Source organism: Pseudomonas massiliensis (assembly GCF_000826105.1).
Taxonomy (GTDB): Bacteria; Pseudomonadota; Gammaproteobacteria; order Pseudomonadales; family Pseudomonadaceae; genus Aquipseudomonas; species Aquipseudomonas massiliensis.
The window spans coordinates 592,084-613,682 of sequence record NZ_CCYK01000007.1; the positions used below are offsets into that span (position 1 = coordinate 592,084).

At 63.6% G+C, this 21,599-nt stretch carries 22 protein-coding genes; 15 read left to right on the forward strand and 7 right to left on the reverse strand.

All coding sequences use genetic code 11. From position 1 onward, the window contains the following. Nucleotides 1-18 precede the first annotated feature (18 nt). From BN1188_RS13550 to BN1188_RS13580, 7 genes are all read left to right on the forward strand, one after another. A complete protein-coding gene (locus BN1188_RS13550) occupies nt 19-1,026 on the forward strand; it encodes a diguanylate cyclase (protein WP_040261988.1) in 1,008 nt (335 codons plus the stop codon). Between the two features lie 67 nt (nt 1,027-1,093). Beyond that, nucleotides 1,094-2,189, forward strand: a protein-coding gene (prfB, locus tag BN1188_RS13555) for a peptide chain release factor 2 (RefSeq protein ID WP_148485253.1) whose coding sequence is annotated in 2 segments (ribosomal slippage) — nt 1,094-1,165 and nt 1,167-2,189 — 1,095 coding nt in all. Because the reading frame shifts where the segments join, the coding sequence is not laid out codon by codon here. A 100-nt stretch (nt 2,190-2,289) separates the two neighbouring features. Continuing rightward, entirely contained in the window at nt 2,290-3,804 is a 1,515-nt protein-coding gene (gene lysS, locus BN1188_RS13560) for a lysine--tRNA ligase (protein ID WP_040261990.1), read from the forward strand. A 189-nt stretch (nt 3,805-3,993) separates the two neighbouring features. Further along, nucleotides 3,994-4,722 carry a TetR/AcrR family transcriptional regulator gene (locus BN1188_RS13565; RefSeq protein WP_040261991.1) on the forward strand — a complete coding sequence of 243 codons (729 nt, stop codon included), beginning with the start codon at nt 3,994-3,996 and terminating at the stop codon, nt 4,720-4,722. A 15-nt stretch (nt 4,723-4,737) separates the two neighbouring features. Then, complete coding sequence (locus BN1188_RS13570) at nt 4,738-5,286, forward strand: hypothetical protein (protein ID WP_040261992.1); 549 nt, start codon at nt 4,738-4,740, stop codon at nt 5,284-5,286. A gap of 16 nt (nt 5,287-5,302) precedes the next feature. Beyond that, on the forward strand, nt 5,303-6,580 hold the full coding sequence (locus BN1188_RS13575) for a flavohemoglobin expression-modulating QEGLA motif protein (RefSeq protein ID WP_040261993.1): 1,278 nt from the start codon (nt 5,303-5,305) through the stop codon (nt 6,578-6,580). Further along, on the forward strand, nt 6,552-7,457 hold the full coding sequence (locus BN1188_RS13580) for an alpha/beta hydrolase (RefSeq protein WP_084596220.1): 906 nt from the start codon (nt 6,552-6,554) through the stop codon (nt 7,455-7,457). Before BN1188_RS13575 ends, BN1188_RS13580 begins: the two co-directional genes overlap by 29 nt. A gap of 85 nt (nt 7,458-7,542) precedes the next feature. Here BN1188_RS13580 and BN1188_RS13585 read toward each other — a convergent pair whose 3' ends face one another. From BN1188_RS13585 to BN1188_RS13595, 3 genes are all read right to left on the reverse strand, one after another. Continuing rightward, on the reverse strand, nt 7,543-8,325 hold the full coding sequence (locus BN1188_RS13585; RefSeq protein ID WP_040261994.1) for a lipotoxin F family OmpA-related lipoprotein LptF: 783 nt from the start codon (nt 8,323-8,325) through the stop codon (nt 7,543-7,545). A 36-nt stretch (nt 8,326-8,361) separates the two neighbouring features. Then, nucleotides 8,362-8,775 carry a DUF4398 domain-containing protein gene (locus tag BN1188_RS13590; protein ID WP_040261995.1) on the reverse strand — a complete coding sequence of 138 codons (414 nt, stop codon included), beginning with the start codon at nt 8,773-8,775 and terminating at the stop codon, nt 8,362-8,364. Between the two features lie 155 nt (nt 8,776-8,930). Next, nucleotides 8,931-9,311, reverse strand: a complete 381-nt coding sequence (locus tag BN1188_RS13595) for a hypothetical protein (RefSeq protein ID WP_052469274.1) — start codon at nt 9,309-9,311, stop codon at nt 8,931-8,933. Between the two features lie 164 nt (nt 9,312-9,475). On the opposite strand from BN1188_RS13595, the gene ppc reads away from it, so the two are divergent. From ppc to BN1188_RS21605, 7 genes are all read left to right on the forward strand, one after another. After that, nucleotides 9,476-12,142 carry a phosphoenolpyruvate carboxylase gene (gene ppc, locus BN1188_RS13600; RefSeq protein WP_040261996.1) on the forward strand — a complete coding sequence of 889 codons (2,667 nt, stop codon included), beginning with the start codon at nt 9,476-9,478 and terminating at the stop codon, nt 12,140-12,142. Nucleotides 12,143-12,414: 272 nt separating this feature from the next. Then, entirely contained in the window at nt 12,415-13,062 is a 648-nt protein-coding gene (gene adk / locus BN1188_RS13605; protein WP_040261997.1) for an adenylate kinase, read from the forward strand. Nucleotides 13,063-13,230: 168 nt separating this feature from the next. Then, nucleotides 13,231-13,914 (forward strand): tRNA (adenosine(37)-N6)-threonylcarbamoyltransferase complex dimerization subunit type 1 TsaB, encoded by a 684-nt coding sequence (gene tsaB, locus BN1188_RS13610; RefSeq protein WP_040261998.1) that lies wholly within the window; start codon nt 13,231-13,233, stop codon nt 13,912-13,914. Nucleotides 13,915-14,037: 123 nt separating this feature from the next. Continuing rightward, entirely contained in the window at nt 14,038-14,343 is a 306-nt protein-coding gene (locus tag BN1188_RS13615; RefSeq protein ID WP_040261999.1) for a hypothetical protein, read from the forward strand. After that, entirely contained in the window at nt 14,340-15,209 is an 870-nt protein-coding gene (locus BN1188_RS13620) for a DUF72 domain-containing protein (RefSeq protein ID WP_084596221.1), read from the forward strand. Before BN1188_RS13615 ends, BN1188_RS13620 begins: the two co-directional genes overlap by 4 nt. Before the next feature lie 15 nt (nt 15,210-15,224). After that, nucleotides 15,225-15,908, forward strand: coding sequence for an extensin-like domain-containing protein (locus BN1188_RS13625; protein WP_040262001.1), 684 nt, complete (start codon nt 15,225-15,227; stop codon nt 15,906-15,908). Nucleotides 15,909-16,008: 100 nt separating this feature from the next. After that, nucleotides 16,009-16,380 (forward strand): hypothetical protein, encoded by a 372-nt coding sequence (locus BN1188_RS21605; RefSeq protein ID WP_148485254.1) that lies wholly within the window; start codon nt 16,009-16,011, stop codon nt 16,378-16,380. Nucleotides 16,381-16,667: 287 nt separating this feature from the next. On the opposite strand, the gene BN1188_RS13630 is transcribed toward BN1188_RS21605, so the two are convergent. Further along, complete coding sequence (locus BN1188_RS13630) at nt 16,668-17,771, reverse strand: enoyl-CoA hydratase/isomerase family protein (protein WP_040262002.1); 1,104 nt, start codon at nt 17,769-17,771, stop codon at nt 16,668-16,670. Nucleotides 17,772-17,880: 109 nt separating this feature from the next. Here BN1188_RS13630 and ung point away from each other — a divergent pair, with 109 nt between their 5' ends. After that, nucleotides 17,881-18,576 (forward strand): uracil-DNA glycosylase, encoded by a 696-nt coding sequence (ung, locus tag BN1188_RS13635; RefSeq protein ID WP_040263948.1) that lies wholly within the window; start codon nt 17,881-17,883, stop codon nt 18,574-18,576. Here ung and BN1188_RS13640 read toward each other — a convergent pair. Genes BN1188_RS13640 through BN1188_RS13650 form a run of 3 tightly spaced genes read right to left on the reverse strand, consistent with a single transcriptional unit; the run spans nt 18,571 to nt 21,572 of the window. Further along, the gene (locus BN1188_RS13640; protein ID WP_040262003.1) at nt 18,571-19,605 is read right to left on the reverse strand and encodes an AbrB family transcriptional regulator; all 1,035 of its coding nucleotides are present in this window, start codon (nt 19,603-19,605) and stop codon (nt 18,571-18,573) included. The two genes, ung and BN1188_RS13640, sit on opposite strands and share 6 nt — an antisense overlap. Then, nucleotides 19,598-21,109, reverse strand: a complete 1,512-nt coding sequence (locus BN1188_RS13645) for a tripartite tricarboxylate transporter permease (protein ID WP_040262004.1) — start codon at nt 21,107-21,109, stop codon at nt 19,598-19,600. Before BN1188_RS13645 ends, BN1188_RS13640 begins: the two co-directional genes overlap by 8 nt. A gap of 1 nt (nt 21,110) precedes the next feature. Then, the gene (locus BN1188_RS13650) at nt 21,111-21,572 is read right to left on the reverse strand and encodes a tripartite tricarboxylate transporter TctB family protein (RefSeq protein WP_040263949.1); all 462 of its coding nucleotides are present in this window, start codon (nt 21,570-21,572) and stop codon (nt 21,111-21,113) included. Nucleotides 21,573-21,599: the final 27 nt, after the last annotated feature.

Consider the following 21,599-nt stretch of genomic DNA (forward strand, 5'->3'; position numbering starts at 1 on the left):
TACTCAGGTGACAACCCAATGATTGATCTACAACTGGACCAATTCAAATCCGCCCCTGAAAACCAGGCCATGGTGCTCTTGGTGGATGACCAGGCCATGATCGGCGAAGCCATCCGGCGGAGCCTGGCTACGGAAATGAACATCGATTTCCACTTCTGTGCCGACCCCCACCAGGCCATCGCCAATGCCGTGCGCATCCGCCCCACGGTCATTCTCCAGGACCTGGTGATGCCTGGGCTGGACGGGTTGACCCTGGTGCGCGAATACCGCAATCATCCCTCTACCCGTGACATTCCGATCATCGTGCTATCCACCAAGGAAGACGCGGTGGTCAAGAGCGCCGCCTTCGCCGCCGGGGCCAACGATTACCTGGTCAAGTTGCCGGATACCATCGAGCTGGTGGCCCGGATTCGCTACCACTCCCGGTCATACCTGACGCTGCTGCAGCGCGATGAGGCCTACCGGGCCTTGCGGGTGAGCCAGCAGCAATTGCTGGATACCAACCTGGTACTGCAGCGCCTGATGAATTCCGATGGCCTCACCGGCCTGTCCAACCGCCGTCATTTCGACGAATACCTGGAGCTGGAATGGCGCCGGGCCATGCGTGACCAGACCCAGCTTTCGCTGCTGATGATCGATGTGGACTACTTCAAGTCCTACAACGACAGTTTCGGGCATCTGGAGGGCGATGAGGCACTGCGCAGGGTAGCGGATGCCATCCGTGATTGCTCCAGCCGCTCCAGTGACCTGCCGGCGCGCTACGGCGGCGAAGAGTTTGCCCTGGTATTGCCGAGCACTTCCCCCGGCGGCGCCCGGCTGGTGGCCGAGAAACTGCGCCAGAGCATCTCCGCCCTGGGCATCTGGCACAACGCGCCGGAACCTGCCTCGCCGCTGACCGTGAGCATCGGCCTGGCGACCATGACACCGGTGCCTGGAACCCAATGCCGGTTGCTGATCCAGGCGGCCGACAAAGGCCTCTACATGGCCAAGCACAGCGGGCGCAACCAGGTGATCGTGGCCGAATGAGGCAGCGACCGCACGCCAGGGCGGCCATGCTATACTCCCGGGCTTTTGACGTGAGTGCGCAGCCGCCATGGAAATCAATCCGATCCTCAACACCATCAAGGACCTCAGCGAACGTTCCGAAACCATTCGGAGGTATCTTTGACTACGATCAGAAGGCTGAACGCCTGACCGAAGTCAATCGCGAGCTGGAAGATCCCAACGTCTGGAACAACCCTGAATACGCCCAGAATCTGGGCCGGGAACGTTCCACCCTGGCGACCATCGTCGAGACCCTGGACGAGCTCTCCGGCGGCCTGGCCGATTGCCGTGACCTGCTGGACATGGCCGTCGAGGAAAACGACGAAGGCGCTGTCGCCGACGTGGTGAGCGAACTGGACCGCTTGCGCGCATCCCTGGAAAAACTCGAGTTCCGCCGCATGTTCAGCGGTGAGATGGACGCCAACAATGCCTACCTGGACATCCAGGCCGGCTCCGGCGGCACCGAGGCCCAGGACTGGGCCAACATGCTGCTGCGCATGTACCTGCGCTGGGCCGACAAGCGCGGTTTCGACACTACCATCATGGAACTGTCCGAAGGCGAAGTGGCCGGCATCAAGGGTGCTACCCTGCACATCAAGGGCGAGTACGCCTTCGGCTGGTTGCGCACCGAAATCGGCGTGCATCGCCTGGTGCGCAAGAGCCCCTTCGATTCGGGCAACCGCCGCCATACCTCGTTCACCGCGGTATTCGTTTCGCCGGAAATCGACGACAACATCGAGATCGAGATCAACCCGGCCGACCTGCGCATCGACACCTACCGCTCCTCCGGTGCCGGTGGCCAGCACGTCAACACCACCGATTCGGCGGTGCGGATCACCCACGTGCCCACCAACACCGTGGTCAGCTGCCAGAACGAACGTTCCCAGCACGCCAACAAGGACACCGCCATGAAGATGCTGCGGGCCAGGTTGTACGAGCAGGAAGTGCAGAAGCGCAACGCCGCTTCCCAGGCCCTGGAAGACAGCAAGTCGGACATCGGCTGGGGGCATCAGATCCGCTCCTACGTGCTCGACTCGTCGCGGATCAAGGACCTGCGCACAGGCGTGGAGCGCAGCGACTGCGACAAGGTGCTGGACGGCGACCTGGACGAATACCTCGAGGCCAGCCTGAAGCAGGGCCTGTAGGCCCGGAGCACAAGCCGCGGGCTTCAGGCGGCAAGACACAGCGCTTCAGCCTGCAGCTTGCAGCTTGGAGCTCGTAGCTATCAGATTTGTGGATTTTGACATGACCGACCAACCCCTAGCCCCGCAAGTAGACCCGCAAGAACTGCAACAGGAAGAAAACAACCTGATCGCCCTGCGCAAGGAAAAACTTGCCCAGGTCCGCGAAATAGGCAACGCCTTCCCCAACCAATTCCGTCGCGACAGCTACTGCGACGCCTTGCAGAAGCAGTACGCCAACGAATCCAAGGAAGCCTTGGAAGCGGCGGCCATTCCGGTCAAGGTCGCTGGTCGTATCATGCTCAACCGTGGCGCCTTCATGGTGATCCAGGACATGAGCGGCCGCCTGCAGGTCTACGTCAACCGCAAGGTGCTGGACGAAGCCACCCTGGCGGCCATCAAGACCTGGGACCTGGGCGACATCATCGGCGTGGAGGGCACCCTGGCCCGCTCCGGCAAGGGCGACCTGTACGTGGACATGACCCATGTGCAGCTGTTGACCAAGTCGCTGCGCCCGCTGCCGGACAAGCATCACGGCCTGACCGATACCGAAACCCGCTATCGCCAGCGCTACGTGGACCTGATCGTCAACGAGGAAACGCGCCATACCTTCCAGGTGCGCTCCAAGGTGATTGCCCATATTCGCCGCTTCCTCAGCGAGCGGGATTTCCTCGAAGTGGAAACCCCCATGCTGCAGACCATTCCCGGTGGCGCGGCGGCCAAGCCGTTCGAAACGCACCACAATGCCCTGGACCTGGGCATGTACCTGCGCATCGCGCCCGAGCTGTACCTCAAGCGCCTGGTGGTGGGCGGCTTCGAACGGGTGTTCGAGATCAACCGCAACTTCCGCAACGAAGGCGTTTCGACCCGGCACAACCCGGAATTCACCATGCTCGAGTTCTACCAGGCCTACGCGGACTACCGCGACAACATGGACCTGACCGAAGAGCTGTTCCGGGAACTGGCCCTGGCCGTGCTGGGCACCACGGACGTGCCTTACCAGGGCAAGGTGTTCCATTTCGGCGAGCCGTTCCAGCGCATCTCGGTATTCGAGTCCATCACCAGGTACAACCCGGAGATCTCCCCGGCTGACCTTCAGGACATCGACACCGCGCGCGCCCTGGCCAAGAAGGCCGGTGCCGACGTCAAGGGCTTCGAGGGCCTGGGCAAGCTGCAAACGATGATTTTCGAAGAACTGGTGGAGCACAAGCTGGAGCAGCCTACCTTCATCACCGAGTATCCCTTCGAGGTCTCGCCCCTGGCTCGGCGCAACGACGACAACCCCAGCGTCACTGACCGCTTCGAGCTGTTCATTGGCGGACGCGAGATCGCCAACGCCTACTCGGAGCTCAACGACGCCGAGGACCAGGCCGAGCGCTTCATGCGCCAGGTGGCGGACAAGGACGCGGGCGACGATGAAGCCATGCACTACGACGCGGACTTCGTTCGCGCCCTGGAATACGGCATGCCGCCAACCGCGGGCGAGGGCATCGGTATCGATCGCCTGGTCATGCTGTTGACCGACTCGCCGTCGATCCGCGACGTCATTCTGTTCCCGCACATGCGCCCCCAGGCCTGATCCGCTCGGTAGGAAGGGGGCGAAGCTCCCGAATGCGGGGTAGCGGCGTTCGCGAGCTCCGCCCGCTTCCTACGGTCGGGTATCTTCCCCAGAGAAAACGTCTGCACGTCCTTCGGATTGAGGCAAAATAGCCGGCGCGGCCTGGAGGTTCCAGGCCAGCTCTGGATTGCTTCAACAAAAGGATCAGAAGTGGAACCCGCTACCCTTACAATCGGAGCCGCCGGCGTTGCCAGCGCCGTGGCCAACAGTATCCAGTATGAAGGTCGCAAGCCCACGCGGGAGGGCAGCGAGCAGCGCCGCCAGGCGATTCTCGACGCCGCCATGCGGATCGTCGTTCGCGATGGGGTTCGTGGCGTGCGTCACCGTGCGGTGGCGGCCGAGGCCGGGGTGCCGTTGTCTGCCACTACCTACTACTTCAAGGACATCGAAGACCTGCTGGCCGACAGCTTTGCCCGTTACGTGGAGCGCAGCGCCGCCCATATGACCAAGCTCTGGGCCAACAGCGAGGAACTGCTGCGCCAATTGCTGGCGGCCACCGACGATACGCCAGAAGCCAGAGGTCGCCTGGCCGATGCCATCGCCCGCATGACCGCGGACTACGTACGTAAGCAACTGCATACCCGCCGTGAGTACCTGATGGCTGAGCAGGCGTTTCGCCAGGAAGCCCTGCTGACGCCCCGGCTGGCCGGCCTGGTGCTTTCCCACCAGCGCATCCTCCATGAAGGTGCCTGCCAGATGCTGCGTGTGCTGGGCTCCCGCTCACCCGAGCAGGACGCGCAGGTGTTGACGGCGCTGATCGGACAGTTGGAATATCAGGCACTGCTGGCGCCCGCATCGCAAGCTCACGCGGGGCATCAGGATGCCGGCATGCTCGACATACTTACCCGGTACATGCACCTGGTGCTGGCCGCGGCCTGACGGAGAACCGCCCGGATGAACCTCTGGCGCCCGCTGTTCATGCTTGTACTCCTGGCATCGCTCAGCGGGTGCCTTGCCACCTTCGACGAACCTATCGCCCCCGGGCAGAAAGCGCCGGCTGGCCTGATGGGCCACTGGCGCGCGCGGGATGCCTTTGGCAATGCCCTCAGGCTAAGCCTGCGGCCCGCGCCCGGCGGGCGCTACACCGCCATCAACTACCAGAAGGGCAGCGCCGGGCCGCGGGATGAAGTGACTTTCACCGTGACCCGCCATGGCGGCCGCTGGTATGCGTCCGCGCCCATGCCAAAGGCCTATGGCGGCCGCTTTGCGCTGGTCGGTTTCGAATTGAGCGGGGAAGGCGAACTGGTGGTCTATAGCCTGGATCTGCAGCGCCTGCAGCAGGCCATCAGCCAGGGCGCCCTGGCCGGCGACCGTTTCGAGACGGAAGAAGGGCAGGGCGTTGCGATACGCTCTACGCCCGCCCAGGTATTCGCCTGGCTGGATGACCCGGCCAACTCGGACGTATTCGTCGAAACGGCACGTTATAGCCGGGCCGCTCAATAACCAACAAGGAAAGCCGATGGACGATTACCAGCAGACGGTACGCACCCTGTCCGACCGGATTGTCGCTGCGCAAACGCCCATTCGCATCCTCGATGCGGTCAAGTGGGATGACGATATCCGCCAGCGCTTCCTCAAGGCCAAGGGCAAGGCGCTCCCCGAGGTAGACCGCGCCTGGTATCAGGCGCGGCCATTGGGCTTCGATGCCGCCGAGGTCAGGATCGAATTCCAGGCCATCGAGCGCGACATTACCCGTCAACTGGGCCAGTTCAACCCGGTGGGGCAGATCATGCGCCGCATGTGCCGGGAGTACCGCATGGTGGTGCGGATGCTCGAAGCCCGTGGCACCGAGGACTTCGGCCTGATTTCCCAAGAGCTGTATGGCGCTGCCTCCGACGCTTTCCACGCTGGGGACCCCACCCTGGCCGATCTTGGCCTGGCCTTGTCGGGCTACCTGAACAACATCGATGGCCGGGGTGACTTGAAGGACGAAGCCAAGAACATGACCGCCAAGGAGGCCGTGGCCATGCTGCAGGGCCGACTGAACCGGGTCTTCGGCGAAACCGAGGAAACCATCCGGGTGTTCGAATCCGACGGCATCGTTGCCGATGCAGCGGCTGGGGCCGATTACATCAAGCTGCGGGCCGATGCCATGTTCAACGAGCGCGACGTGCGTGCCCTGGAAGTCCATGAAGGGCTGGTGCATGTGGGCACTACCCTGAATGGCCTCAACCAGCCTATCTGCACCTTCCTCGCCAAGGGGCCGCCGTCATCCACGGTAACTCAGGAAGGCCTCGCCATCCTCATGGAAGTGATCGCGTTCGCCTCCTATCCCAGTCGCCTGCGCAAACTGACCAACCGTACCCGCGCCATCGATATGGTGGAGCAGGGGGCCGATTTCCTCCAGGTGTTCGATTTCTTCCGCGAACAGGGCTTCGGCATGAGTGAAAGCTATGGCAATGCCAGCCGGGTTTTCCGAGGCTCCACGCCGACGGGCCTGCCGTTCACCAAGGACCTGTCCTACCTCAAAGGCTTCATCATGGTCTACAACTATATCCAGCTCGCCGTACGCAAAGGCAAGCTGGATCAGGTGTCGCTATTGTTCTGCGGCAAGACCACCCTGGAAGACATGCGCATCCTGCGCCAATTGGTGGAAGAAGGACTGGTGGAACCACCCAAATACCTGCCCGAGCAATTCCGCGACATGAATGCCCTGTCCGCCTGGATGTGTTTCTCCAACTTCCTCAATCATCTGAGCCTGGACCGCATTGAAGCCGATTACGCCAATATCATTTAGCGTGTTCGGCCGAAGGCTGGCCTTGCTTGGGTGCCTTGCCCTGGCGGGCTGCAGCAGTCTGCTTTTCTACCCGGAACCGGGCCAGCCGTTCACGCCCGAGGTGGCCGGCCTGGCCTGGCAGCCAGTGCGCCTGCGTACCGCTGATGGCGTGGCCCTCCAAGCCTGGTGGTTGCCGGCCAAGGCAGGCGTGGCGGTAAAGGGTACGGTACTGCACCTGCACGGCAATGGCGGTAACCTGGCGCGGCACCTGGGCGGCAGCTGGTGGCTGCCCGCCGAGGGGTACCAGGTGCTGATGCTCGATTACCGAGGCTATGGACTTTCCGCTGGCACTCCGCGGTTACCCGACCTGTACCTGGATGTCCGGGCTGCTCTGGATTGGCTCAAGCATGATCCGCGGGTGGGCAAGTCGCCGATGGTCCTGCTGGGGCAAAGCCTTGGCGGAGCGCTGGCCATTCATTACCTGGCTTCTCATCCGGTCGAAGCCGCGCGATTCAAGGCCCTGGTATTCGATGGCGCGCCGGCCAGCTATCGCCAGGTAGGGCGGTTCGCCTTGAGCAAGTCCTGGCTGACCTGGCCCTTGCAGGTACCTTTGTCCTGGTTCGTACCGGACGGCGACAGCGCCCTGGGCGCGGCGCCCGCCCTGGAGAAAACACCGAAGCTGGTGTTCCAGAGCCTGGATGACACCGTAGTGCCTCCTGAAAACGGTATTGCACTCTATAAGGCCTTGCCCCCGCCGAGAGTGCTGCAACTGACCCGGGGCGGGCATGTCCAGACCTTCGCCGACCCTACCTATCGTCAGGTCATGCTGCGCTTCCTGGAAGATCCGCAGCACTTCAATGGCATCAGGCGCCTGGGTGAGATCCCCAATTACCCCTAGGCCAGCGAAGCGGGGTGCAGGCGCTTCGGATAAGCGCCCATGAAAAAGGCCAGCCCGAGGGCTGGCCTTTCACTGCCACCATGGCTTAGCGCATGGTGGAGCGCGGTGCCACCGGCTGGTTGTCGTTGGAAATGGTCACTTCCACACGACGGTTCTGGGCGCGGCCGGCGCTGCTGCTGTTGTCAGCCACCGGATACTGCTTGCCGTAGCCCTGGGCGACGATGCGCTTGGGATCGATGCCTTGACGTACCAGGGCGGCCATCACGGAGGTGGCGCGGGCCTGGGACAGGCTCTGGTTGTAGGCATCCGAACCGGTGCTGTCGGTATAGCCTTCGATGATCACCTGGCGCTCCGGATTGTCGCGCAGGAACTGAGCCAGCTGGATGATATTGGTCATGCCGCTGGGCTTGAGCTCGGCCTTGTTCAGGTCGAACAGCACGTCGCCGAAGGTCACCAGGGTGCCGCGGTCGGTCTGCTTAGCGTTCAGGCTGTCCTGCAGCTTCTTGATCTGGGCATCGCGGGCCGCCAGCTGGGCCTTGGCGCGTTCAGCCGCAGCGTTCTTGATCTCGTCTTCGGAGGTGCGCAGGGCGATGGTCTGCTTGGCGAACTCAACGCGCTGGTTGGTCAGGTAGGCCAGTTGGTCGACCTTTTTCTCATCGTCGCCTTCGCGGTAGGCCTTGTCGGCCTTGTCCAGCCACTCGGACGCATCCTTGGTTTCAAGGGCAGCCAGGGTCGCCGATTTCGGGTTGGTCTGCAGGGAGGAGAAATTCGTACGGGCGCTTTCCAGGTTGGCGTTCGGGTCGTGGGAGCAGGCGCTCAGGCTCACGGCAACGGCCAGCAGGGCAGGGATCATCAACTGTTTACGCATGGGTCTATTCCTTATGTTTCCGAGGCGAAAGGGCGATTACTGAGCGTTGCGCATGCCTTCCTGGCGCAGGTCTTCCACGCCCTGGTGCGCGTCATCCACGGCCTTCTGCGCTTTTGCTGCCTGGGCCTTGCGCTCGGCTACGCGGGCGTCCCATTCGGCCTGCTCGGCCAGTACCTTCGCTTTTTCGTAGTCTTCGTCATGCATGGCAATCTCGGCGGCCTTGAACTTGTCCTGGGCCGACTTGGTTTCAACCGCGGCAAATTCGGTGCCGCCAGCGCTGACCGCGGCATTGACCGCCGACTGGGCCAGAGCGTACTGCTCGGTTGGCGGGTTACCAGCGCAACCGGCCAGGATGAAGCTGCTGCCCAACGCCAGTACGGCGAGCTTGAGCCCACGGACAGCGTTGGACGACGGTTTGGCAGTGCAAGTCTTCATGATCTTCGACTCCATGGGAGGGCTTTTCAAATAACGTCTGGGCCGCGGCGCTGGTAAGCCGCAGGCCGGCCAGCGGCGTTGTCCTGCTATGGCTAATGTTTGGGACTCAAGTAATTTTTGAATAGTTCACAAAACTGAGCGGATCGTCCGTTTTTTAATGTTCGGGCGCTCTAGGAGAGGGGTTTTGGCTTGCTTTCCTGCGGCGTGTCGGGCGTCGGCCGGGCCTGCGTGCTGTTCATTTCCTCAAGGTATCGCCTTGATAGGGCCAGGAAACGAGGGGTGGGGCCGATGTCTTCGTACATGGGATCGCCTTCCTCGTCAGTGGCGATCACCCGGCTTCCACGCACATACGGGAAGCTGGTCTCCAGCTCTTCCAGCGCGGCGCCGATGAGTTCTCCCAGCAGCTCCTCGGCATGGTGCTTGGGGTACATTTCCTGAAGGGCCGCCAGCCGCGCGGCGGCTTCCACGTCCAGGTGGATGCTGTAGGCCGTCTTCGTCAGGCGGCCCTTGGCGTTTTGCTCCCAATGGCGGGCAAGCTCACGGATTTTCATGGACACCTCAGGGGTCGGATAGATACCTGGCCGAGTGTCGAATGGCCTTTGGCAGGCGCGACGGCAGCAACGGCTACTTGGCTATTGAGCGGTTTTTCACCGTCGCGTTCAGTTGCCCTGGAGTATGCTGACCAGGCAGGCCGGCTTGATCACGGAGAGTGGATATGAGCGAGATCGACGCGCGCTTGCGCGAACGGGTTCATGTGCTGGGCGAACTGCTCGGCACTACCATCGGCCAGCAGTATGGCGAGGCCTTTCTGCAGAAGATCGAGCGCATCCGTCAGGGGGCCAAGGCCGATCGCCGCAGCGCCGATGCAGGCAAGGCGCATCTGCGCGACAGCCTGGACGAACTGGGCGATGAAGAATTGTTGCCGGTGGCCCGGGCGTTCAACCAGTTCCTCAACCTGGCCAACATTGCCGAGCAATACCAGCTCATTCGCCGTCGTACCGAAGAAGACCCGGGAACACCTTCAGCGGCGCATCCGGCGGCCGAGGTACTGGATGCCGAACGCCTGCCCGAACTGCTCAAGCGCTTGCGCGCGGCCGGGCATGGCACTGAGCAGTTGGCTCGCCAGGTCGGCCGTCTCGACATCGAACTGGTGCTTACCGCTCACCCCACCGAGGTGGCCAGGCGCACTTTGATCCAGAAATACGACGCCATCGCTGCTCAGCTGGCGGCGCTGGACCATCGCGACCTGACCGAGGCCGAGCGTGCCAGCATCCATGAGAGGCTGAAACGGCTGATCGCTGAAGCGTGGCATACCGACGAGATCCGTCGCACCCGGCCTACGCCGGTGGATGAAGCCAAGTGGGGCTTCGCTGTGATCGAGCATTCCCTCTGGCATGCCATACCAAGCCACCTGCGCAAGGTAGACCGGGCATTGCACGCTGCCACTGGCTTGCACCTGGCTCTGGAAGCCGCGCCGATTCGCTTCGCTTCCTGGATGGGCGGCGATCGGGACGGAAACCCTAACGTTACCGCGGCTGTGACGCGGGAAGTGCTGCTGCTGGCTCGCTGGATGGCCGCTGACCTGTTCTTGCGGGACGTGGACCACCTGGCTGGCGAGCTTTCCATGCAACAGGCCAGCGATGCCTTGCGCCAGCACAGCGGCGACAGCCCTGAACCCTATAGGGCGGTGCTCAAGCAACTGCGCGAGCGCCTGCGGGCTACTCGAAGCTGGGCCCAGGCCGCGCTGCAACAGCCGCAACCGGCACCAGATGCCGTGCTGCAGGACAATCGCGAGCTGCTCGCGCCCTTGCAGCTATGCTTCGAATCCCTGCATGCCTGCGGCATGGGCGTGATCGCCGACGGCCCCCTGCTCGATTGCATTCGCCGCGCGGTGACCTTTGGCCTGTTCCTGGCACGGCTGGACGTACGCCAGGATGCGGCCCGCCATTGCGCCGCCATGAGTGAGATCACTGATTACCTGGGCCTGGGCCGATACGCTGACTGGGACGAAGAGCAGCGCATCACCTTCCTGCTGGCTGAGCTGGCCAACCGGCGTCCTTTGCTGCCGACCTACTTCCAGGCCTCGGCGGAAACCGCTGAGGTGCTGGCGACCTGTCGGGAGGTCGCCAACGCGCCTGCTGCTTCCTTGGGCTCCTACGTCATTTCCATGGCCGGGGCTGCTTCGGATGTACTGGCGGTGCAGTTGTTGCTCAAGGAAGCCGGCCTGCTGCGACCGATGCGGGTGGTACCGCTGTTCGAAACCCTGGCCGACCTGGATAACGCTGGGCCTGTGGTTGAACGGCTGCTGTCTTTGCCAGGCTACCGCTCGCGCCTGCAGGGTCCTCAGGAAGTGATGATCGGCTATTCGGATTCGGCCAAGGACGCGGGCACCACAGCAGCGGCCTGGGCGCAGTACCGGGCCCAGGAAACCCTGGTGAACATCTGTCGGGAGCAGGGTGTTGAACTGCTGTTGTTCCACGGCCGTGGCGGCACTGTCGGACGCGGCGGCGGCCCTGCGCACGCCGCGATTCTCTCCCAGCCGCCGGGGTCGGTGGCAGGTCGTTTTCGCACCACCGAGCAAGGAGAAATGATTCGTTTCAAATTTGGCCTGCCTGATCTCGCTGAGCAGAACCTCAATCTCTACCTGGCCGCCGTGCTGGAAGCGACCCTGCTGCCTCCCCCTCCGCCGCAGCCCGCGTGGCGACAACTCATGGATCAACTGGCCGCCGACGGGGTGAAAGCCTACCGGCAGGTGGTACGCGAGCATCCCCAGTTTGTCGATTACTTCCGTCAGTCCACGCCGGAGCAAGAGTTGGGACGCCTGCCGCTCGGCAGCCGGCCGGCCAAGCGACGCCAGGGTGGAATCGAGAGCCTGCGGGCCATTCCCTGGATCTTCGGCTGGACTCAAACCCGACTTATGTTGCCCGCCTGGTTGGGCTGGGAAACGGCGCTGGGCAAGGCCCTCGAGCGCGGCGACGGCCCACTGCTGGCAGAAATGCGCGAGCACTGGCCGTTCTTCCGCACCCGCATCGACATGCTTGAAATGGTCCTGGCCAAGGCGGACCTACGTATCGCGCAGCAGTACGACGACCGCCTGGTAGAGGATTCCTTGAAGCCTCTCGGCGCGCAACTGCGCGACCTATTGTCGCACTGCGCGGGCCATGTATTGAGGCTAACCGGGCAGCCGAGGTTGCTGGCCAGCAGCCCGGAAACCCTTGAGTTCTTCGCCTTGCGCAATACCTACCTTGACCCCCTTCACCGCTTGCAGGCCGAACTGCTGGCCCGCTCGCGCAACCACCCGGCACCCCCTGAAAGCGGGCTTGAGCAGGCTTTGCTGGTCACCGTGGCGGGGATCGCCGCCGGCCTGCGCAACACGGGCTGAGGGATGGCGCGGCGCCTGCTCGCTCCTTCACTGTCGGCGCCACCTGGTTGATCCATGGCGGGTCCTGGAGTGGCGCCAGGTTGTACCGAGGCCAGGCCGCCGGGTGCCTGCGACCTTCGGTGGCTTGTCTGCTTATAGGCGGCTGTGTATCTTGATCAGCCTTTTGGCCGATTTTTCGGCTGGTCCGAATTTTTTCGGTGGCTCACCGGCAGTTAGGTTTTCTCCAGAGTCATCGGCGTTGTTATATAAAAAAACATTTGAGGAGCACATCGATGCGCGTGATTCTGCTGGGAGCTCCCGGAGCCGGGAAAGGTACGCAGGCCAAGTTCATCACCGAAAAGTTCGGTATTCCGCAGATTTCCACGGGCGACATGCTCCGCGCCGCGGTCAAGGCAGGCACCGAGCTGGGCCTGAAGGCCAAGAGCGTGATGGAGAGCGGTGGCCTGGTATCCGACGATCTGATCATCGCCCTGGTGAAAGAGCGCATTGCCCAGCCCGATTGCGTCAATGGCTTCCTGTTCGATGGCTTCCCGCGCACCATTCCCCAGGCCGAGGCCTTGGTGAAGGCGAACGTGGTGCTCGACTATGTCGTGGAAATCAACGTGGCGGATGACGAGATCGTCAAGCGCATCGCTGGCCGTCGCGTGCACGAAGCCTCCGGGCGTGTCTATCACACTGTCTTCAACCCGCCGAAGGTCGAAGGCAAGGACGACCTTACCGGCGAGGCGCTGATCCACCGCGCTGACGACACCGAAGAAACCGTACGCAAGCGCCTGCACGTCTACCATGAGCAGACCGAGCCCCTGGTGAGCTTCTATCAGAACCTGTCCGTCGAGCAGGGCAAGCCCAAGTACGCCTGCATCGAGGGCGTGGGTAGTGTGGAAGACATCACCGCCAAGGTCGTCACCGCGCTGAGCTGAGCCTCTTTGGCGCAAGCGGTGGGAGCCAGCGCCAGCTGGCGGTCAGGGCCATGACAGAGCCATGAAAGCTCACCTGAATCCGCCAGCCGCCCGCTCCGGATAAACGAAAGCCCGTTCACGGGCTTTCGTCGTTTATACTGCGCGCCTTTTTTCAGTCCGGATGCCACCATGCCGACCCTGCTGGCCCTCGATACCGCCACCGAAGCCTGCTCCGTTGCCCTGCTCCATGAAGGGCGTACCCATAGCCACTACGAAGTCATCCCCCGGCTGCATGCGCAGAAGCTGCTGCCCATGGTGCAGCGCTTGATGGCCGAGGCCGGCATCGGGCTCAGCGCCGTGGATGCCATCGGTTATGGTCGCGGGCCTGGCGCTTTCACAGGGGTACGGATCGCCATCGGCGTGGTCCAGGGCCTGGCCTTTGCGCTGGATCGACCGGTGCTTGGCGTGTCAAACCTGGCGGCCCTGGCCCAGGGCGCTTGGCGCCAGCACGGTTGGGCCCAGGTGGCCGCGGCCATCGATGCCCGCATGGATGAAGTCTATTGGGGCTGCTATGTCGAGCAGGGCGGGGAGATGCGCCTTTGTGGCCGGGAAGCGGTCTTGCCGCCTCAAGCTGTGAGCTTGCCGGCCGATAACCCGAACAACTGGAATGGCGTCGGCACGGGTTGGGGCTACGCCGATCGGCTGGCCGTGCGCCTGAACCGCTTCGACGCCCAGGCCTTGCCCCACGCCCAGGACGTACTCACGCTGGCCGGATTTGCCTGGGCAAGGGGGGAGGCCGTCAGTGCCGACCAGGCTCAGCCAGTGTATCTACGGGACCAGGTAGCGACGCCCAAGGGCGGCGCTGGCGCCTGATTCCAAAGCGATCCGGAGGCCGGGTTCCGCCGTTGCGTTATAAACCTTTTCGGGTTTATGTGGTCCAGTTATCACCTGCGTTTTGAAACAGTGGCGCACTGGCATTAACCCACGAGTATCGGTATGCGCATAGACGGAGTCGGCTCGCGGTCTTATCCGGTGTCGCGCAAGCCCCGCAAGGGACTTGCCCGGCCTGAAGACGCGATCGACGAGCAAGAAGGCGAATTCGAGGTCATCGAGACACGGCAGCGGCCATCGGCCGGCGCTAGCCGTGGCGCGCTGGTGGCCACGCTGCCGGCGCGCGTGAAACAGGAAGAAACCCTACGCGGCGTGAACAGCCGAGTGGCTACCGCGCTGGCCAGCTACCTCACCACCGCCAGCTTCGTCGACTGGGATGGCGAAGTGCTCGGCCTGGATGTTCACATCTGACTGCCCTGGCGCTGCCGTACCACCTGGGTTGCCCCTCCTGGAGCGACACCGCCTGGCGCGGGCGCTTCTACCCGGGCGATACCCAGGCGGGTGACAGCCTGGGGCTCTATGCCCAGGTATTCAATGCAGTAGAAGGCAATACGACCTTCTACGCCTGGCCTGCGCCTGGCACTGTAGAACGCTGGGCTCGAATCATGCCGGAGCACTTCCGCTTCACCGCCAAGTTTCCTCGGGAGGTCAGCCACGGCGCGGACTTGCCAGGGCAATTGGAAACCGCCTGGAATTTCATTCGGTTGCTTCGCCCCCTGGGCGAGCGAGTCTCCCCCTTGTGGCTACAACTGCCAGCAAGCTTTGGTCCCAATCGCCTGGGTGAACTGGCGGCCTTCATCGAAGGGCTCGGCTGCGCCCTGGCGGTCGAAGTGCGCCACCTGGCCTTCTTCGACAAGGGGCCGGATGAGCGGGCGCTCAATCGGCTGCTGCGCGATACAGGCGTGGAGCGCGTCTGCCTGGACTCCAGGGCGTTGTTCAGCGTTGCTTCCAATGATCCGGGGATTCTCCACGCACAAGGGCAGAAGCCCAAGGTCCCGGTGCGCCCCGCCGCCTTCAGTCAGAGCCCTCAGGTGCGGTTTATCGGACTGCCAGTGGTGAAGGACAACGAGCCTTTCCTGGTGCCCTGGGTAGAGAAGGTGGCCGAATGGATTGAAGAGGGTCGCCGTCCGTACATATTCCTTCATACCGCTGATAACCGCGACGCGCCTGCCTTGGCCCGGTACTTCCACGAGCAGTTGGGCGTACGCCTGCCTGGTTTGCCGGCGCTACCGACCCTTGCCAGCACTAAAGCCTCCACCCAACTGGGATTGTTATGACGGAGGCGCGAGCCAATGAGAGGGGCGGCATGGCTGGTTGTCATTTGCGCGGCACTGGCGTTGGGCTGGCGCCTGTGGCCGCCCAGCCCTAGCTGGAATCCCTGGACGCCGCTGGATGTCACAGCCCCGCCGAACCTATTGACCCCTTACAAGCTTTGGCGCTTGCGCGGCGACCCTGGCCTATGCGCCCAGGCTTTGGCCAGTTCGACGCTCAAGGTCATCGCCCAGGCTGATACAACGGGTGACAGCCGTTGCCCGCTTCATGATGTCGTCCGGATCTCTGGCGGCCCGGTACGCATGAGCAGCAGCTTCCTTGCCACCTGCCCGGTAGCGGTCGCCTTTGCCCTGTTCGAGCGCAACGTACTACAGCCGGCCGCCCAGGCGGCGTTCAAGACCCCGGTCGTGCAGGTCGATCACTTGGGGAGTTTCGCCTGCCGGAACATCTATAACCGCGCCCAGGGGCGACTCAGCCAGCATGCCACTGCCAACGCCCTGGATATCGCCGGGTTTCGGCTGGCCGATGGCCGCCGCGTCAGTGTCTTGAAGGGGTGGGCGGGCTCGGCAGCGGAGGCCGCCTTCCTGCGGCAAGTCCGCGACGGGGCCTGTACAAGCTTCAATACAGTGCTGAGCCCCGACTACAACGCGGCCCACCGCAACCACTTGCATCTGGACATGGGCCCCTGGCGAGTATGTCGCTGAACGGGGAATTATTTCTGGGTATTTCCACGTCCGCACCGGCACCGATTTCCTCTGTCTGATCTTGTGCAGATTTCCCCCACCGCGGTCCCGGAGGCCGCCCATGTATCGCAAACTCTTGTTGATCGCTTCCCTGGGAACGCTGCTTGGAGCCTGCGCGCCTTATGCCACCAGTGGCTATGTACAGACGGACGTCTATACCGTACAGAGCCCGACCTATGAGTACCGCCCTTATGCATACCCCTATGGCTACACCAGCGGCTATTACGTAAGGCCGGCCCCTCGGTATTACGTGCCTGCGCCTCATTATCGTCGGCCACCGCCTCCACCGGCCTGGCGTCCGGGCCCGCCACCGCGGCCAGGCATGGGCTGGCATGGCGGCCCACCGCCCCACTGGCGCGGTGACCGCGGGCCGGATTGGCGGGATCATGGTCGAGGAGGGCCGGAGCGGGGGTATTGGCAGCGGGATCGCTAAGTAGCAACGAAGTGAGCTAGCGAACCTTGCGCGGATGGCACAGGCGCCGCGGCAGGCGAGCGGCGCCAGGCTAGGAATGCCTGTGGGAGCTAGCGACAGCTAGCGAAGGGAATGTGAACTGAACATCCGCCAGTTGCCGCTGACTCTCATTCAACGCCGGGCAGCAGGCGAAGCTCCAGAATGCGGTGCAATGGCCATTCGCGAGCTCCGCCTGCGGCTGCGCCCGCCTCCTACAATGCGGCGCTCACTTTCGGACAGCGCTCTACAATGATGCTTCGCCGGGTTCCTTAAAGATCAGCCAATGGATGTTCCCCATCCCAGGCCTGACTGAAGTGCGCCCTGACCACCGCTTCGGGAATCGCCGCCACGTCGGGCCAGTGCCAGTGGGGCGTGTTGTCCTTGTCCACCAGGCGGGCACGTACCCCTTCGCTGAACTCTGGGTGTCGGCAGCAGTTCAGGCTCAGGCCGTACTCCATCCGCAATACTTGGGCCAGGGACAGCCGCCGGGCCTTGCGCAGTTGATGCCAGGCCAGGTGTGCGGTGAGCGGGCAGCCGGTGGCCAGGTTGCGCGCAGCCTGGGCTAGGTCCGGGTCGGGGTGGTCCTGCCAGCGCGCGATGGCTTTCCACGCCTGTACTGGCCCCGGGACATCCAGCAAAGCGTCGATCGCCGGCCGCCGCGCCAGCCATCGTGGTTCAGGACGGTCGGGTTCGGCCTCGTGCTCCAGGGCGCGCAGCAGGCTGATCAATTGCAGCTCTGAGTCTTCCTGCCAGTTCAACTGAACCAGCCCGTCGATTAACGCATCCTGCTGGTCGTCTCGCAGCAATCGATCCGCCAGGCCCAGGGCCACCGCGTCGCTGCCGTTCACCTGGGCCCCGGTCAGGGCCAGGAACAGCCCGAGCTTGCCAGGGAGACGGTTGTAGAACCAACCAGCGCCTACATCCGGGTAAAGTCCGATGCTCACTTCCGGCATGGCCAGGCGACTGCCTGGGGTAACGATGCGGATCGAGGCACCCTGCAACAGGCCCATGCCGCCGCCGAGCACGTAGCCATGCCCCCAGCAGATGACGGGTCGGCCATAGGTGTGCAGACGGTAGTCCAGCCGGTATTCCGCGGCGAAGAAGCGCGCCGCCAGGGCAGGGACCTCGCCGGGCCGGGCGCGGCACGCCTCCACCAGGCTGCGTACGTCGCCCCCCGCGCAGAAGGCCTTGGGCCCGTTGCCGCGCAACAGCACGCAGGCGATGCGCGGGTCCTGCTCCCAGGCATCGAGTCGATCGAGCAAGGCTTCGATCATTGGCAAGGAAAGGGCATTGAGGGATCTGGGCGCATCCAGGCTGGCAATGCCGATACGTGCGCCATTGGCCCCCAGCAGCTCTTCGAAACTCAGATTCATCGAAACCTCTGTTCAGCGCTTATTGGAATTATGGACCGCCACCCGGCGGTTCGATTGACAACAGAGAGGGTCTTTCCTAGTGTCCATGGATTGTTCCATGGACTGCCACATGACCACCATTGCACCTGAAGACGATCGCATCAAGCTCGAGCCCAGCTGGAAACAGGCCCTCAAGACTGAATTCGACCAGCCATACATGCACCAGTTGCGTGACTTCCTGCGCCATGAGCTGGCCGCAGGCAAGGAAATCTATCCGCCCGGCCCCCTGATTTTCAATGCCCTCAACCTGACGCCCCTGGACAAGGTCAAGGTAGTGATCCTTGGCCAGGATCCTTATCACGGGCCAGGGCAGGCCCACGGCTTGTGCTTTTCGGTCCAGCCCGGAGTGCCGGCACCGCCATCCTTGGTGAACGTGTTCAAGGAGCTCAAGCGCGACCTCAACCTGCCGGTCCCCAACCATGGTTGCCTGCAGCATTGGGCTGAACAGGGTGTGTTGCTGCTCAACACCACCTTGACCGTGGAGCGGGGCCAGGCGGCGTCCCATGCCAAGAAAGGCTGGGAACCCTTCACCGACAGGATCATCCAGACGGTCAGCGATCGTTGCGAACACGTGGTGTTTCTGCTCTGGGGCGCTCATGCCCAGAGCAAGCGGAAACTCATCGACGGCACTCGCCATCTGGTGTTGACCTCAGCGCACCCCTCGCCATTGTCGGCGCACCGGGGTTTCCTGGGGAACGGCCATTTCAGCCGGGCCAATCAATTCCTGCAGGACCACCACCTGGCCCCTATCGACTGGAGCCTATGAGGCGACCTGGCGATTCCAACGGCGGAACAGCGGTTCGGCCAGGAAGAGCACGAACACCAGGCGCATGACCTGCATCGCCGTGACCAATGGCACCGACAGCTGAAGGGCTTCGGCGGTCAGGCTCATCTCCGCGATGCCGCCGGGCATCATGCCCAGGGTAAGAGAACGCAGGTCCAGGTGGGTGGCTGTGCTCAGCAGCAGGGCGGCCAGGCCGGCGATCAGCATGGTCAACAGGGTACCGACCAGGGTGCGGCCCAGGAATGACGGAGCGCGGCGGAAAAAGGCCCGGTTGAAGTGACAGCCCAGTCCGCTGCCAATCAGCCACTGCCCTGCCTGGCTGGCACCCGGGGGCAGGCTTCCTTGAAGCTGAAAGCCGATGCTCAAGCCCGCTGCCAGCGCCAAGGGGCCGAACAGCCAGGGGTTGGGTTGGCCGAGGGCTTGCCAGGCCAGCGCTGCCCCCAGCCCTAGTAGCCCGATCAGCGCCAGCCAGCTCCAGCCCAAGGAAGCTGCATGGGAAAGCACCGCGCCTTCACCCAGCAGGTACTTGAACAGGGCGGGCACCAGCAGCACCACGAGCAATACCCGCAGACTCTGGCCAGCGGCGACCTGACCCAGATTGGCCCCGTTGCGCGCGCCCAGGTTGACCATTTCTCCCGATCCTCCCGGCATGCTGGAGAAGAAAGCGGTAGGGCGATCCTCGCCCGTGCGTAGCAGCAGCCAGACGCTGACCAGGCTGGAGACGCTTGTCACGAAGGCGCCCGCGAGGATCAGCAGCCCGTGGTCAGCGACCTGATCAAGCACCTCGGGGGTGAAGTGCAAGCCGATGCCGATGCCGATGATCCATTGGCCGCAACGTCGCCCATTGGGAATTTCCTTCAACTGCCAGGGCGTGGCGCAACGCACCAGGATCACCGCCAGCAGGGCGCCGGTCATCCAGGGGAGTGGCCAGCCGGCCATGCTGGCCAAGGCCCCGCCTGCCAGGCCGACCGTGGCGGTGACCCACCACGGCGGCGTTCGTACGTCAGGCATGGGCCGCCTGCCGCGCCCGTTGGCGGTTGCGCCACAACCGCAGCAGCGGCAAGGCCAGCATGACCGCGGTCAACACCCAGGTCCCCAGCGTAATGGGGCTGGACACCAGGATCTGCAGGTCGCCATTGGAGATGGACAGTGCCCGGCGCAGGTTCTGTTCCATCAGCCCGCCCAGGATGAAGCCCAGCAGCAGCGGTGAAAGCGGGAAGTCCAGCTTACGCAGGATGTAGCCGAAGATGCCGATGCCCACCATCAGGAACAGGTCGAAGGTGGTGGCGTGCACGGCGTATACGCCGATACCGGTGATGATGGCGATGATTGGCACCAGGGCCCAGTTGGGTATGGCCAGGATACGGGTGAAGACGCGGATCATCGGAATGTTGAGGATCACCAGCATCACGTTGGCGATGAACAGCGAGGCAATCAGGCCCCAGACGAGATCCGGCTGCTGCTCGAACAACATCGGCCCAGGGGTGATGTTGTAAAGGCTCAGCGCGCCGATCATCACCGCCGTGGTGCCTGAACCCGGTACGCCGAGGGTCAGCATCGGCACCAGCGCGCCGCAGGCGGCGGCGCCGATAGCGGTTTCCGGGGCGGCCAGGCCGCGCAGGTCGCCCTGGCCGAAGCGGCTAGCGGGCCCGGCCATGCGTTTCTCCGTCATGTAGGCCACCGCGCTGGCCAGGGTAGCGCCGGCGCCGGGCAGCACGCCCATGATGAAGCCCAGCAAGCCACAGCGCAGGTTGACCCAACCAACGCTGAGCGCCTCTTTGGCGTTGAACAGCATTCGCCCGGTGGCCTTGGCCGCGGCGTGGCCATGCTGAGTTTTTTCCAGCAGCAACAGGATCTCGGACACCGAGAACAACCCCAGCACCAGCACCACGAACTGCACGCCATCGGCCAGGTGCACGCTGTCGCCGGTGAAGCGATAGACCCCGCTGTTGGCGTCGATGCCGACGGTGGACAGGAACAGGCCGATCAGCGCCGCCATGAAGGTCTTCACTGGCCGGTTACCGGCCATGCCGCCCAGGCAAACGATGGCGAAGACCATGAGGGCGAAATATTCCGCCGGGCCGAAGGCCACCGCCCAGCGCGCCAGGATCGGGGCGAACAACACCATGCCGCAGGTGGCGATGAGGGCGCCGATGAACGAGCTCCAGGCCGACAGCGACAGGGCCACGCCGGCCAGGCCCTGACGGGCGAGGGGATAGCCGTCCAGAGTGGTCATCACGGTAGAGGCTTCGCCGGGAATGTTCAGCAGGATGGAGCTGATGCGCCCGCCATACTCGCAGCCCAGATACACCGCGGCGCAAAGGATCAGCGCCGATTCGGGCGGCAGGCCCAGGGCGAAGGCCACGGGAATCAGCAAGGCCACGCCGTTGATGGGCCCCAGGCCCGGCAGCAGGCCGACCACGGTGCCGATCAGCGTGCCGATCAAGGCGGTGATCAGGTTGTAGGGGGACATGGCCACGCCAAAGCCCTGGCCCAGGTAACCGAGGGTATCCATATCAGTTCTCCAGAAGGCTGAGCAGGCCCAGCGGTAGTGGGACGTCCATAAGCCGATCGAACAGGATGTACAGCGCAAGCGCAGTCAGAGGAATCACCAGCAGTGCCGGCATCCAGCGCCCGCCGTAGAGCCTTGCCATGGGCACGCCTATCAGCACGCTGCTGAGGATGAAGCCGAGGGGCTCGAACAGCCCCGCGAACAACAGCAGCAAGCCGATGCAGGCGACTATCTTGAGCAGGCCATGGCGATCGAGTTGGGGCTCATCCTCACCATGGACGATGGCGGCCGGACGGATCAGCATGTAGAGCGCGGCGATACCCAGCAGGGTCAGCAGCAGCAGGGGGTAGGCTCGGGGGCCGACAGGTTCGTATGAAAAAGCCGCCTGATAAGGCCAGGCCATGATCGCCAGGGCGGCGCATGCCAGCAGCAGCACCGCGGCGAAGGCCCGTTGCAATGTATTCATCATTGTATTCTCCGGCGTGCCCACCCC

Bases quoted from the DNA above. Each gene is read 5' to 3' on its own strand.
- BN1188_RS13550 (WP_040261988.1), top strand. From the start codon at position 19: ATGATTGATCTACAACTGGACCAATTCAAATCCGCCCCTGAAAACCAG.
- lysS (WP_040261990.1), top strand. From the start codon at position 2,290: ATGACCGACCAACCCCTAGCCCCGCAAGTAGACCCGCAAGAACTGCAA.
- BN1188_RS13570 (WP_040261992.1), top strand. From the start codon at position 4,738: ATGAACCTCTGGCGCCCGCTGTTCATGCTTGTACTCCTGGCATCGCTC.
- BN1188_RS13575 (WP_040261993.1), top strand. From the start codon at position 5,303: ATGGACGATTACCAGCAGACGGTACGCACCCTGTCCGACCGGATTGTC.
- BN1188_RS13585 (WP_040261994.1), bottom strand. From the start codon at position 8,325: ATGCGTAAACAGTTGATGATCCCTGCCCTGCTGGCCGTTGCCGTGAGC.
- BN1188_RS13590 (WP_040261995.1), bottom strand. From the start codon at position 8,775: ATGGAGTCGAAGATCATGAAGACTTGCACTGCCAAACCGTCGTCCAAC.
- BN1188_RS13595 (WP_052469274.1), bottom strand. From the start codon at position 9,311: ATGAAAATCCGTGAGCTTGCCCGCCATTGGGAGCAAAACGCCAAGGGC.
- ppc (WP_040261996.1), top strand. From the start codon at position 9,476: ATGAGCGAGATCGACGCGCGCTTGCGCGAACGGGTTCATGTGCTGGGC.
- adk (WP_040261997.1), top strand. From the start codon at position 12,415: ATGCGCGTGATTCTGCTGGGAGCTCCCGGAGCCGGGAAAGGTACGCAG.
- tsaB (WP_040261998.1), top strand. From the start codon at position 13,231: ATGCCGACCCTGCTGGCCCTCGATACCGCCACCGAAGCCTGCTCCGTT.
- BN1188_RS13615 (WP_040261999.1), top strand. From the start codon at position 14,038: ATGCGCATAGACGGAGTCGGCTCGCGGTCTTATCCGGTGTCGCGCAAG.
- BN1188_RS13625 (WP_040262001.1), top strand. From the start codon at position 15,225: ATGAGAGGGGCGGCATGGCTGGTTGTCATTTGCGCGGCACTGGCGTTG.
- BN1188_RS21605 (WP_148485254.1), top strand. From the start codon at position 16,009: ATGTATCGCAAACTCTTGTTGATCGCTTCCCTGGGAACGCTGCTTGGA.
- BN1188_RS13630 (WP_040262002.1), bottom strand. From the start codon at position 17,771: ATGAATCTGAGTTTCGAAGAGCTGCTGGGGGCCAATGGCGCACGTATC.
- ung (WP_040263948.1), top strand. From the start codon at position 17,881: ATGACCACCATTGCACCTGAAGACGATCGCATCAAGCTCGAGCCCAGC.
- BN1188_RS13640 (WP_040262003.1), bottom strand. From the start codon at position 19,605: ATGCCTGACGTACGAACGCCGCCGTGGTGGGTCACCGCCACGGTCGGC.
- BN1188_RS13645 (WP_040262004.1), bottom strand. From the start codon at position 21,109: ATGGATACCCTCGGTTACCTGGGCCAGGGCTTTGGCGTGGCCATGTCC.
- BN1188_RS13650 (WP_040263949.1), bottom strand. From the start codon at position 21,572: ATGAATACATTGCAACGGGCCTTCGCCGCGGTGCTGCTGCTGGCATGC.